The following is an 11971-nucleotide window of genomic DNA, read 5'->3' on the forward strand; positions in this document are numbered from 1 at the left end:
TGTCTGATGGCCGAGTGGTGCGCACCGAGGGACTCCGCCGTCCGGCACCGGCCGCCCTGACGATCCTCGTGCTCGTCGGCGTCTACTACGGGACCGCACAGATCGGCCTGTTGGAGCAGGTGGTGATCGCGGGTGCCGTGGTCACCCCGTTGTGGCCGCCCACGGGCATCTCGCTGAGCTGTCTGCTGCTCCTCGGCCTGTGGACCTGGCCGGGCATCGCCCTCGGCACCCTGCTGGTCGTCGCCTCCCTCAGCACGCTGGACGTCTCGGTCCTCGGCATCATGACGGGCAACACCCTGGCCCCGGTCTGCGCCTGCCTGATGCTGCGCCGGGTGGGCTTCCACCCCGGGCTCGACCGGCTGCGGGACGGTGTGGCACTGGTCGCCCTCGGCGCCTTCGCCGGGATGCTGATCAGCGCGACGCTGGGCAGCGGGACGCTCCTCCTCAAGGGTGCGCTGCCGCCCGGCGGCTTCTGGCGGACCTGGGCGGCGTGGTGGGTGGGCGACGCCATGGGCATCCTCGTCGTCACCCCGCTGCTCCTCGCCGGCCGTAAGGCCCGGTGGCCGCGCGGCGTCCCCGCCTACCGGTGGGCGGAGGCCGCGACCCTGCTGATCGCGTCGTTCGCGGTCTCGCTGGTGGCGGTCACCAGCGAGCTGTCCCTGCTGTTCCTGGTCTTTCCGCTGATCGTGTGGGCGGCGCTGCGCTTCCAGCTCCAGGGGGCGGCGCCCTGTGTGCTGCTGGTGTCCGTACTGGCCATCACGGCGGCCACCCGCCGCACCGGGCCCTTCCAGGGCCAGAGCCTGCTGGAGGCGATGGTCAACCTCCAGGCCCTCAACGCGTCCGCCGCGCTCACCGCGCTGCTGCTGTCGGCCGTCGTCACCGAGCAGAACAGCATCCGCCGCAAGGTCGAGCAGGCCTGCCGCGAACTGGCCGAAGTGGTGGACCGGCTGGCCCCCGGGGAGAGCCGGCGCCGATGGCCGCCGGAGGCCGGCGAGGGCTGACCCGGCGCCCATTCCGTACGGTCAGCTCCGCAGCAGTTCCGTCAGGTCGTAGCGCACCGGCTCCTCCAGCTGGGCGTAGGTGCAGCTCTCCGGCGTACGGTCGGGACGCCAGTGGCGGAACTGGGCGGTGTGCCGGAAGCGGCTGCCCTCCATGTGGTCGTAGGCGACCTCGCACACCCGCTCCGGGCGCAGCGGCACCCACGACAGGTCCTTGCCGCCGCTCCACCGGCTGGGCCCGCCCGGCATCCGCCGCGACGCGTGCGCCGCCTCGTCGGTCCACGCGCCCCACGGATGGCCCGCGACCTCGTCCATCCGCAGCGGCGCCAGCTCCTCGACCAGCGCGCGCCGCCGGGCCATCGGGAACGAGGCGCACACCCCGACGTGCTGGAGCTGCCCGGCGCTGTCGTGCAGCCCCAGCAGCAGAGAGCCGACCACCGGACCGCTCTTGTGCAGCCGGTACCCCGCGACGACGCAGTCGGCGGTACGGGCATGCTTGATCTTGAACATGGCCCGGTCACCCGGCCGGTAGGGCAGATCGAGCGGCTTGGCGACCACCCCGTCCAGCCCCGCCCCCTCGAACTGGGTGAACCAGCGCAGGGCCAGCTCCTGATCCCGTGTCGCGGGCGCCGTGTACACCGGCGCACGGGCCGGCCGCAGCGCCTCGACCAGGGCCTCCCGGCGCGCCGACTGCGGCTCGTCCAGCAGCGCGGCGGCGTCGAGGGCCAGCAGGTCGAAGGCGACGAGCGAGGCGGGCGTCCGCTCGGCGAGGGTACGGACCCGGGAGTCCGCCGGGTGGATGCGCTCCAGCAGTTCCTCGAAGTGCAGCCGGCCGTCGTGGGCGATCACGATCTCGCCGTCGATGACGCAGCGCCGGGGCAGCTCGGACCGCGCCGCCCGGACCACCTCCGGGAAGTAGCGGGTGAGCGGCTTCGTCGTACGGCTGGTGATCTCGATGTCCTCGCCGTCCCGGAAGACGATGACGCGGAAGCCGTCCCACTTGGCCTCGTACTGCATGCCGGCGGGAATGTCGGCCACCAGCTTGGCGAGCATGGGGGAGACCGGAGGCATGACGGGCAGGTCCATGTCCCGATCCTGCGGGCTGGGCACGGTTCCCGCGCGCCGGGCGGCCGGGCCCGCGGTCCTCCCGGCGCGCGGCGGCGCCGCACGGTCCTTACCGTGGAGCCATGGCCGGAGCCGGAGCTGTCGAACTGGACGTCGCGGGGCGCACGGTGCGCCTCTCGCACCCCGACAAGACGTATTACCCGGAGCGCGGCTTCACGAAGATGGACGTCGCGCAGTACTACCTCGCCGTCGCTGACGGGGTGCTGCGGGGCCTGCGTGACCGGCCCACCACCATGCAGCGCTTCCCCGACGGCGTCGAGGGCGAGTTCTTCTACCAGAAGCGGGCCCCCAAGGGGATGCCGGACTGGCTTCCCACGGCCCGGATCGCCTTCCCGAGCGGACGGTTCGCCGACGAGATGTGCCCCACCGAACCGGCGGCCGTGCTCTGGGCGGCCAACCTGGGGTGTCTGACGTTCCACCCCTGGCCGGTCCGCCGCGGGGACACCGAGCACCCCGACGAACTGCGGATCGACCTCGACCCCCAGCCCGGCACCGGCTTCGCCGACGCCGTCAAGGTCGCCTTCGGCCTGCGCGAACTGCTGGCGGAGCACGGGCTGCGCGGCTGGCCCAAGACGTCCGGCGGCCGCGGCGTGCACGTCTATGTGCCGATCCGGCCCCACTGGACGTTCACCGAGGTCAGACGGGCCGCGATCACCCTGGCGCGGGCGCTGGAACGCCGGATGCCGGACCTGGTGACCTCGGCGTGGTGGAAGGAGGAGCGCGGCGAGAAGGTCTTCGTCGACTACAACCAGATGGCCAGGGACCGGACCATCGCCTCCGCCTACTCGCTGCGCGCCCGGCCCCGCGCGACCGTCTCCACCCCGCTGCGCTGGGACGAGCTGTCCGACGCCGCTCCCGAGGACTTCGATCTGCGGACGGTCCCTCCGCGGTTCGCGGAACTGGGCGATGTGCACGCGGACATGGCGGACCACGCCTTCGGCCTGGAGTCCGTCCTGGAACTCGCGGACCGGCAGGCGGCGGACGAGGGACTCGGCGACCTGCCCTATCCGCCCGACCACCCGAAGATGCCCGGCGAGCCGTCCCGGGTACAGCCCAGCCGGGCCCGTAAGCGCTGAGCGCGGGCGGGACGATGCGCGCACGCCGGTGCCGGAGCCCCGTGACGACGTCCTGTCCGGGGCGCCCGACCGCCGCGAGGTCCGGCCGGTGGAGCACGAAGCGGCCGCTGCGCTGACCCGAACGGTGGTACCCGCCGCTGCCGCCACCGGGCCGGACCGGCCTCGCCGTTCGTCCGCCGGCGGGGCGCCGCACCGCCCGTCCCCGGCATGCGACGTTCGCGCCGGGGCGGGAACATTCCGCACGTGGGGCACGACAGGAGCACCGGAGGCGAGCCGCCCGTGAGCGCGTCCGGGATCGACTACGCGGCGGTCTTCCAGGCGCTGCCGGGCGCGGTGCTGCTGCTCACCCCGGAGTTCGTGATCGCCGATGCCAACGCGGCCCTGCTCCGGCGGGCCGGGCGGGAACGCCACCAGCTGATCGGCCGCTACCTCTTCGACGTCTTCCCCGACAACCCCGACGACCCGGACGCCACCGGGACGCGCAACCTCCGGGCGTCCCTGGAGCGGGTGGTGGCCACCGCGGCGCCCGACACCATGGCGCTGCAGCGCTATGACATCGAGGCGCCCGGCCGGCCGGGCCGGTTCGAGGAGCGGTACTGGAGCCCGGTCAACGCGCCGGTGCTCGACGACGACGGGCGGGTCACGCTGATCGTGCACCGGGTCGAGGAGGTCACCGACACCGTCCGCGCCACCGCCGGTGACCAGGGCGGCGACCGGCAGCGGATGGCGGCCGAGCTCTACGCCCGCGCCCAGGAACTGCAGGGGGCCAACGAGCGGCTGCGGTGGGCCCACGCCAGGGAACAGGAGGTGGCGCTCGCCCTCCAGGAGGCGATGCTGCCCGCGCCACGGCTCGTGGGGCACCACCGCGCCGCGGTCCGCTACCGCCCTGCGACCGGTGCGCTCCATGTCTGCGGTGACTGGTACGACCTGGCCGAACTGCCCGGCGACCGGATGGCGGTGGCCGTCGGCGACGTCGTGGGCCACGGGCTGGCCGCCGCCTGCGTCATGGGCCAGCTCCGCAGTGCGCTGAGCGCCGCCACCCGGGTCGTCGGCGGCCCGGCACAGGCGCTGGAGGTGCTGGGGATCTACGCGCGCTCGGTGGACGGCGCGGAGTCCACCACCGCGGTGCAGACCGTCATCGACTGGTCCACGCACACCCTCTCCTACAGCAGCGCCGGCCATCCCCCGCCGGCCGTGCTGCACCCGGACGGCACGGTCGAGCTGCTGGACCGGGCGACCGACCCGCCGCTGGGCGCGCGGCCCGAGCACGTCGACCGCCCCGAGGCGTCCGTGATGTTCGCCGAGGGCGCGGTCCTGGTTCTCTACACGGACGGGCTGATCGAGCGCCGCCACGAGGACATCGACGTCGGTCTGGGGCGGCTGACCGGTGCGCTCATCCGGCACCGGGGCGCCGATGCCGAGTCACTGGCCGATGCGCTGCTGGCGGAGGTGCTGCCGCCCGGCGGTGCCACCGATGATGCGGCGCTTGTGATCGTCCGGCTCTGACCAGGTCGTTCACTGACTCGCTTTGCCGATTCATTACCGCGACTGGAGCAATTCTTGGGGCCGTTGGAGTGGCTCTCCGTCGTGTCTGCAGGGTTTCGGGCGGGGCGCGGTACTCATCGAATGTCAGATTTCCTGCCACACAGGAGAAACGCAATGCGCAAGTACATAGGCCGCTCCGTGGCCACCGCGGCCCTTGCCGCCGCTACCGTCCTCCCGCTCGCCGGCGTGGCTTCGGCCACCCCGCAGGCGCCGTCCGCATCGTCAAACGGCGACCACCACGGTCGTCACCACCATGGTCGTCACCACCACCACCACTGCCACCACAACGGCGGCTACAACGGCTTCGGCGGCTTCGGTGGCTTCGGTGGTTTCGGCGGCTACAACGGCTACAACGGCTTCGGCGGCTGCGGCTACGGCAACTACGGCTACGGCTTCGGGGGCTTCCCCTTCGGCCTGCTGGGCATCCTCTGACCGGCAGTAGCACTGACAGGCCGCCGCAGCCCTTGGCTGCGGCGGCTCGTCGCTGTCATGCCAGGGTGCCGGCCTCCTGCCCGGCCCGCCGGCGCAGCTCCTTCTTGTCGGGCTTGCCCGCGTCGGTCAGCGGCAGCGCCTCGACGAAGGTGACCCGGTGCGGCTCGTACATCGCCCCGCGCTCCGCCGACACCATCGCGCGCAGCTGCCGCGCGTCGAGCTCGCTGCCCGGCGCCCGCACCACGGCGGCGTGCACCCGCTCCATCCGGTCGGCGTCCCGGACACCGAACACCGCGCTCTGCCGTACCTGCGGGTGCGAGTTCAGCAGGTCCTCCAGTTCGGTGGTGTACACATGGCCGCCGACCACGACGATCATGTCCTTGAGCCGGTCGACGATGGTCAAGTAGCCCTCGTCGTCGAGGAATCCGATGTCCCCGGTGTGCAGCCAGCCGCCCCGCAGCACCTCGTTGGTCAGCTCGGGCTGCTTCCAGTACCCCTTCATGATCATGGTGGAGCGCACACAGACCTCGCCGTGCCCGCCGGCCGGCAGCGCGCGGCCCGCCTCGTCACGGATCTCCACCTCGACGTCGGGCAGCACCTTCCCCGCCGAGCGCAGCCGGTCGGGCCGCAGCGGATCGTGGTCCTCCGGGGAGAGCACGCTGATGGCGCCGGCCTCGTTCTGCCCGTAGCCCTGCAGCAGCACCGGGCCGAACATCCGTATCGCGTCGGCGATCCGGGCCGGGGACGCCTGGCAGCCGCCGTAGGTGAGCGTCCGCAGGCTGGAGGTGTCGGTGTGCGGGGCGTCCGGGTGGTCCATCAGCTGGTAGAGCAGCGGCGGCAGCAGGAACATCTCGGTGATGCGCTCGCGCGCGATGGTGGCGAGCACCGTGCCGGGGTCGAAGTCGTCGAGCAGGACGACGGTGCCGCCCGCGTGCAGGATGCGGTCGGCGATCGCGCCCGCGGCGTGCGCCAGGGTGGTGCAGACCAGCTGCCGGCGCGCGGTCCCCGGCTCCTGCCGCGTCACTCCCTGGGACCGGCCCACCTGCTCGAAGGTGGTGCAGATGCCCTTCGGGTGGCCGGTGGTGCCGCCGGTGTGGCGGATGGTGCACACGTCGTCGGGCCGGGCCCGGGCCGCGAACGGCTCGTCGGACTGCCCGGCCGCCAGGTCCAGCAGATCCGCGCCCAGCTTCGCGGGACCGAGGACGAGGACGTCCGGCACCGGCGCCAACTCCGTCACCCGCGCGGCCCGTTCGGCGTACCGCGGGTCGACGATCAGGGCCCGGGTCTCGACGTCCTGGACGATGGCGGCCTGGGACTCGGCGGACAGCTGGTTGTAGAGGTGGTTGACCCGGGCGCCGATCAGATTCGCGGCGTAGCGGGCGGCGAGGGTCTCCGGGAGGTTGCCGCTGAGCAGGGTGACGGTGCTGCCGCGCTCGACGCCCCGGGCGCGCAGGGCGCGGGCCAGGCGGTGGACCAGCGCGCGGAACTCGCCCGCGGTGACGCGGCGGCCCTGGTGGACCAGGGCTTCGCGCGCCGGGTCGGCGCTGAGTACATCGAGGTTCTCCTCCACGTAGGTACGGAATGTCCGGGCGGGGGTGGTCATGATGTCGGGCTTCCTCCTGACGCCGGCGGGTGCGGGCGCGTGCACCGGGGTGGCCATTTAGTTGCTAGAGGCAACCAAAGTCAGGGTAGTGCCAGAGATCAACAACTCCAAGTCGGGCGGCCGGGCCCGGGATCGCACCGCGGACGCCCCCGCCCGCCGGCCGTCCCGCGCACGGCCCCCCGCCCCGGCCGCCCGCCTCCGGGCCCGTCCGGATTCCTCGCCCCGAATATCGTCAACACGGTCGCCCACCTGGGGCTCACGGCGGATAATGCTCCCTCGCGCACGGGCCGCGGATGCCCTGCGGAACTCGCTCTCCCTGCGGGTCCGTCCCGTGTCGAGAGATGATGGGGAGCAACGGAAGCACAGCGAGAACCGGCCGATGTACGGAGAGCGCCACGGCTGTCGGTCTGCGATGACCGGCGGAAGGAGTGCCTGGATGGGTGCGACCGACGCGTTCCCCGAAGGTGCTGCCCAAGTAGGGGCCACACCGGGGCAGCCCGGCGGCCTGCTGGACATCCTGGGCGTGGCCGCGGTGATGCTGGACGCGGACGGCCGGATCACCCTGTGGAGCCCCCAGGCCGAGGCGCTGTTCGGCTGGACCGCGCAGGAGGCGCTCGGCCTGCCCGCCGCCCAGCTGCTGGTCGGACCGGAGCACTTCGATCTGGTGCTGGGACTGTTCACCCAGGTCATGGCGGGCGGCGAGAGCTGGGCCGGAGTCTTCCCGGTACAGCACAAGGACGGCAGCACCCGGCTCGTCGAGTTCCGCAACATGCGGCTGCTCGACGAGCGCGGTGAGTCCTACGCCCTCGGCATCGCCACCGACCAGACCGTGCTGCGCCGCGTCGAACGGGATCTGGCGCTGTCCGTCCGCCTGGTGGCCCAGTCCCCGATCGGCCTGGCGGTCCTGGACACGTCACTGCGCTTCGTGATGGTCAACCCCGCGCTGGAGCGCATCAACGATCTGCCCGCCGACCAGCACATCGGCCGCGACGTCCGGGAGGCGTTGTCCTTCCTGGACGCCGACTCCATAGCCGGCAGCATGCGCGAGGTGCTCGACACCGGTACGCCCCTGCTCGACCAGTTCACCGTCGGCCGCACCGCCGCCGACCCCCACGCCGACCGCGCCTGGTCGGTGTCGTACTACCGGCTGGAGGACGCCCACGGCCGGGTGCTGGGACTCGCCACCTCCGTCGTGGACGTCACCGAGCAGCACCGGTCCGCCACCGAGGCCGCCCGCGCCCGCCGGCGGCTGGCCGTCATCGCCGACGCCTCCGCCACCGTCGGTACCACCCTCGACGTCGACCAGACCGCCCACGAACTGGCCGATGTCATCGTGCCCGAACTGGCGGACATGGCCGCGGTCGACGTCCTCGACGCCGTACTGGACGGCCGCCGCCCGACCTCGCTGTCCCGCGGCGGCCCGGCCCGCTTCCGTGCGCTCGCCGTGTCCGCGGCCTACTCCACCGAGGCCGAGCGGGCCGCCGACCCCACCGGCCAGATCGCCTCCTACGAGGCCGACCGGCTGATCACCCGGTGTGTGACCGAGGCCCGTCCGGTGCTCGTCCCCCGGGTGAGCGCGGACGACCTGCCGCACATCGCCGCCGACCCGCAGGGCGCCGCGCTCCTCGGCAAGGCCGGGCTGCACTCCTACCTCGCCGTGCCGCTGATCGCCCGCGGCGAGGTCCTCGGCGCGCTGTCGCTCTACCGCGTCCGCAACCCGGAGCCGTTCGACGAGGACGACGCGGTGCTCGCCGTCGAGCTGTCCGCGCGGGCGGCGGTGTGCATCGACAACGCCCGCTCGTACCAGAGCGAACGCCGCACGGCGCTCACCCTCCAGCGCCATCTGATGAACCACCGGCCGCCGCAGCCCACGGCCATGGAGATCGCCTACCGCTACCAGCCGGCCCAGGCGGCCAGCGAGGTCGGCGGCGACTGGTTCGACGCCATCCCGGTGGCCGGCGGCAAGACCGCGCTGGTGGTCGGCGACGTGATGGGCAGCGGCATCAACGCCGCCGCCACCATGGGCCAGCTGCGCACCACCGCCCGCGCCCTGGCCGACCTCGACCTCGACCCCGCCGAAGTGCTCCGCCACCTCGACCACATCGCGGTCGGCCTCGACCCGGCCTTCGCCACCTGCCTGTACGCCGTGTACGACCCGCACCGCATGGAGTGCCGGATCGCCGTCGCCGGGCATCTGCCCCCGGTCGTCGTACGGCCGGACCGGGCGCCCGAACTCCTCGACCTGCCCACCGGCGCCCCGCTCGGGGTCGGCGGCGTCCCCTTCGAGCAGACCACGGTGGCGCTTCGCGAGGACGACCAACTGGTGCTCTACACCGACGGGTTGATCGAGACCCGGGACCAGCCCATCGACGCCCGCCTGGACACCCTGCTGGAACTGCTGGCCGAGCCCCAGCAGGACCTGGAGGTTCTCTGCGACCGCCTCCTGGGCGCCCTGCGCGAGGAGCACGACCACGACGATGTCGCGCTGCTCATCGCCCGGGTGCATGCGCACGAGGGCTGACGGCGGGGCGGCCGAGGACTGACGGCGGGGCGCCGGAGGCGCGGCCGGATCGGCACGGCGGGGCACGTCGGTTCGCGGCGGGACCGGCGGGCCGGCTGCGGATCGGGCGGTGCCCACGGAGAATCCGGACCGCCCGACCGGGCCGCGGAATCCGCTCGATTTCCGCGATGGATCATGAGTAAGCGTCCCCCAAAGCCCGTCAACGCTACGGATTTCGTTGCCGACGAGCCTTAACGAGACCTTGACGTGAGTCGTCGGCAGGGGTTGTATTCGGTCACCGGAGCGGGGCCCGTGGAGATCCGGGTCCGCACCGCCTTGCGGCGCTCTTCCCCCGTAGTGCCACCCCTCCTGCCGCCAGCACCGATGGGATACGGATACCGATATGCCCTACACGCCTGTTGCCTCCGCAGCACCTGAGCGGGACACCCGTAGCGCGACGGAGGGGGACGCCCCCAGTACCCCCAAACTCACCCGGTCGATCGGTGTGGTCGGCGGCACCCTGCTCACGCTGTCCTGTCTGACCCCGGCGTCCTCGCTCTTCGTGATCGTGCCGGACTCCTTCGCCGGCCTGGGCACGGGCACCGCACTCACCATCGCCGTCGCGGCCCTGCTCTGTATCGGCGTGGCCTTCACCTACTCCGAGCTGGGCACGCTGATCCCGAGCTCCGGCGGCGAGTACGCCATGGTCGGCACGCTCATGGGCCGCCTCGCCGGGTGGCTGGTTTTCATACTCTCGCTGATCGTCGTCATGATCGTGCCGCCCATCATCGCCCTGGGGACCGCCGACTATCTGGCGCCGATCGTGCGACTCGATCCGCAGCTCACCGCCGCCGCCGTGATGCTGCTGGCCACCGCGATGGGCCTGCTCGACCTGCGCGCCAACGCCTGGATCACCGGCATCTTCCTGGTCCTGGAAGTCGTGGCCTGCGCGGTCGTCGCCTTCCTCGGCTTCACCCACACCCAGCGCTCCGCCTCCGTGCTCGTGCACCCCGTGATCGACGCCGGGAACGGACACAGCACCGCCGTCACCGCCGGGCTCATCGTGACCGGACTGGCCACCGCGCTCTTCATCCTCCAGGGCTTCTCCACCGCCGTGTACCTCGCCGAGGAGATGGACAACCCGCGCCGCAACGTCTCCCGCACCGTGCTGTGGACCCTCGGCATCGGCGCGGCCGTCGTCCTGATCCCGGTGGTCGCGATCACCCTGGGCGCCCCCGACCTGAAGACGCTCGGCGCCGGTGACGTCGCCGGCATGGTGCAGGACTGGAGCAACTCGGGCGTCGGCACGTTCGTCAGCCTCTGCATCGCCCTGGCGATCATCAACGCGGCGATCGTGATGGTGATCCAGAACTCCCGGGTGGTCTTCTCCTCGGCCCGCGACGCGGCCTGGCCGACCGCCGTCAACCGCGTCTTCTCGCACGTCGGACGGCGCTTCGGCTCCCCCTGGGCCGCCACCCTCGCGGTGGGCGTCCCCGGCGCGGCGCTGTGCTTCGTCAACCTCGACACCCTGAGCGAGGTCACCGGCGTGGCCGTCGCCGCGATGTACGTCTTCGTCGCCCTGGGCGCCCTGGTGTCCCGCCGCGGCGCGCACAAGCACCGCCCGGCCTGGCGGATGCCGCTGTGGCCGACGGTCCCGGCGCTGCTGATCGTGGTGCTGGCGTGGGTGCTCTACCAGCAGAGCACCAAGAGCCTGGTGATCACCGGCGTCATCGTGGCCGCCGCCGCGCTGTACTGGGTGGGCTATCTCCGCCCCCGCCAGGACACCCACTGGGTGATCTCGGTCCCCGAGGACGAGCAGGCCCCCGCCGAGGAGACCGCCCCCGCCTCGCTTCCCGCGTAGGGCCGCCGCGGCCCGAGAACCGCCCGCCCGGCGCCCCGCGCCCGGGCGGGCCTCGCGTTTACCGGCCGGTGAGCCGGGAGAGCGCCAGCGCGTCCAGGAGGAGGCACACGTGGTCGACGGCGTCCCGCCCGGCGGGACCCTCGGCCTGCGCCGGGTCGTCGAGCAGGCCGGCGGTGCCCCGCAGCAGCTCCCGCAGCCGCTCGTTCATCTCGGCGGCCGGTGCCGGGTGCGCGAGGGCGGACCGGATCTGCTCGCCCGTGAGGGGCAGACCGGTCTCCAGGAAGTGGAACAACGCCACGGCGGCACGCCGGTCGGCATCGTTCGGCTTCCACTGTCCGAGCGCGTGGTGGTCGATGAGCGCGGCCGCCTCGGCTCGGATCTCCTCGGGAACATGCATGCCCACGAACGTCTCATACCGTTCCGGCCGCCCCCGTGGCGACAGGGGAACCCCCGGCGCGACCCCCCAGGCGGCTCCGGAGTCCCGGTGAGCCGGGCTGACCAGGCACGTTGCGCCGGTGCTCGGCTCACCCGACCGGCAGAGCCCGCTCGGACAAGCGGCCGGGCCTGTGGGAAGAGTTACATGAACCTCCGGCGCCCTGGGCGATTTGTTCCGGATGGTGTGGCGCCCGGTCGTCGCCGGGTATGTCCCCTTAGTCGGAGAGGTTCGTATGTGCGTAGCAGGAGAACCTACCGGGGGGTCTTCCCGCCCTCTGGCGCCCGGTCGCGGATCACGGGATCATCCTCGGACAAGCCGTGGGCCCGCCCGGCCGGACGGGACCTCGGGGACATGCCCTGGTGGCTGCTGCGCTCCGCATCGCGCGGCTCGCCCAC

Annotated in this window: 9 protein-coding genes; 6 read left to right on the forward strand and 3 right to left on the reverse strand. The window is 72.8% G+C overall.

Going from position 1 to position 11971, the window contains the following annotated elements:
• Positions 1-14 precede the first annotated feature (14 nt).
• The gene (locus ACWC9R_RS04545) at positions 15-1001 is read left to right on the forward strand and encodes an MASE1 domain-containing protein (RefSeq protein WP_450728908.1); all 987 of its coding nucleotides are present in this window, start codon (positions 15-17) and stop codon (positions 999-1001) included.
• A 21-nt stretch (positions 1002-1022) separates the two neighbouring features.
• Here ACWC9R_RS04545 and ACWC9R_RS04550 read toward each other — a convergent pair whose 3' ends face one another.
• A complete protein-coding gene (locus tag ACWC9R_RS04550) occupies positions 1023-2084 on the reverse strand; it encodes an ATP-dependent DNA ligase (RefSeq protein WP_450728909.1) in 1062 nt (353 codons plus the stop codon).
• 101 nt (positions 2085-2185) lie between these two features.
• Between ACWC9R_RS04550 and ligD the strand changes: the two genes are divergently transcribed.
• The 3 genes from ligD (at position 2186) to ACWC9R_RS04565 (ending at position 5176) form a co-directional block, all read left to right on the forward strand.
• Positions 2186-3199 carry a non-homologous end-joining DNA ligase gene (gene ligD, locus ACWC9R_RS04555; RefSeq protein ID WP_450728910.1) on the forward strand — a complete coding sequence of 338 codons (1014 nt, stop codon included), beginning with the start codon at positions 2186-2188 and terminating at the stop codon, positions 3197-3199.
• Between the two features lie 279 nt (positions 3200-3478).
• A complete protein-coding gene (locus ACWC9R_RS04560) occupies positions 3479-4705 on the forward strand; it encodes a PP2C family protein-serine/threonine phosphatase (protein WP_450728911.1) in 1227 nt (408 codons plus the stop codon).
• A gap of 153 nt (positions 4706-4858) precedes the next feature.
• Complete coding sequence (locus ACWC9R_RS04565) at positions 4859-5176, forward strand: hypothetical protein (RefSeq protein ID WP_450728912.1); 318 nt, start codon at positions 4859-4861, stop codon at positions 5174-5176.
• A gap of 55 nt (positions 5177-5231) precedes the next feature.
• On the opposite strand, the gene ACWC9R_RS04570 is transcribed toward ACWC9R_RS04565, so the two are convergent.
• Positions 5232-6779, reverse strand: a complete 1548-nt coding sequence (locus tag ACWC9R_RS04570) for an AMP-binding protein (protein WP_450728913.1) — start codon at positions 6777-6779, stop codon at positions 5232-5234.
• Between the two features lie 436 nt (positions 6780-7215).
• On the opposite strand from ACWC9R_RS04570, the gene ACWC9R_RS04575 reads away from it, so the two are divergent.
• Together ACWC9R_RS04575 and ACWC9R_RS04580 are read left to right on the forward strand one after the other, a co-directional pair.
• Positions 7216-9300 (forward strand): SpoIIE family protein phosphatase, encoded by a 2085-nt coding sequence (locus ACWC9R_RS04575; protein WP_450728914.1) that lies wholly within the window; start codon positions 7216-7218, stop codon positions 9298-9300.
• 382 nt (positions 9301-9682) lie between these two features.
• Entirely contained in the window at positions 9683-11140 is a 1458-nt protein-coding gene (locus ACWC9R_RS04580; RefSeq protein WP_450728915.1) for an APC family permease, read from the forward strand.
• A 58-nt stretch (positions 11141-11198) separates the two neighbouring features.
• On the opposite strand, the gene ACWC9R_RS04585 is transcribed toward ACWC9R_RS04580, so the two are convergent.
• A complete protein-coding gene (locus ACWC9R_RS04585; RefSeq protein WP_450728916.1) occupies positions 11199-11537 on the reverse strand; it encodes a hypothetical protein in 339 nt (112 codons plus the stop codon).
• Positions 11538-11971 lie beyond the last annotated feature (434 nt).

This window comes from Streptomyces sp. NPDC001219, assembly GCF_053597915.1.

What these genes read in the sequence shown, in the direction of transcription:
- ACWC9R_RS04570 (WP_450728913.1), bottom strand. Translation starts at nt 6,779, where the DNA reads ATGACCACCCCCGCCCGGACATTCCGTACCTACGTGGAGGAGAACCTC.
- ACWC9R_RS04580 (WP_450728915.1), top strand. Translation starts at nt 9,683, where the DNA reads ATGCCCTACACGCCTGTTGCCTCCGCAGCACCTGAGCGGGACACCCGT.
- ACWC9R_RS04585 (WP_450728916.1), bottom strand. Translation starts at nt 11,537, where the DNA reads ATGCATGTTCCCGAGGAGATCCGAGCCGAGGCGGCCGCGCTCATCGAC.
- ACWC9R_RS04575 (WP_450728914.1), top strand. Translation starts at nt 7,216, where the DNA reads ATGGGTGCGACCGACGCGTTCCCCGAAGGTGCTGCCCAAGTAGGGGCC.
- ligD (WP_450728910.1), top strand. Translation starts at nt 2,186, where the DNA reads ATGGCCGGAGCCGGAGCTGTCGAACTGGACGTCGCGGGGCGCACGGTG.
- ACWC9R_RS04565 (WP_450728912.1), top strand. Translation starts at nt 4,859, where the DNA reads ATGCGCAAGTACATAGGCCGCTCCGTGGCCACCGCGGCCCTTGCCGCC.
- ACWC9R_RS04550 (WP_450728909.1), bottom strand. Translation starts at nt 2,084, where the DNA reads ATGGACCTGCCCGTCATGCCTCCGGTCTCCCCCATGCTCGCCAAGCTG.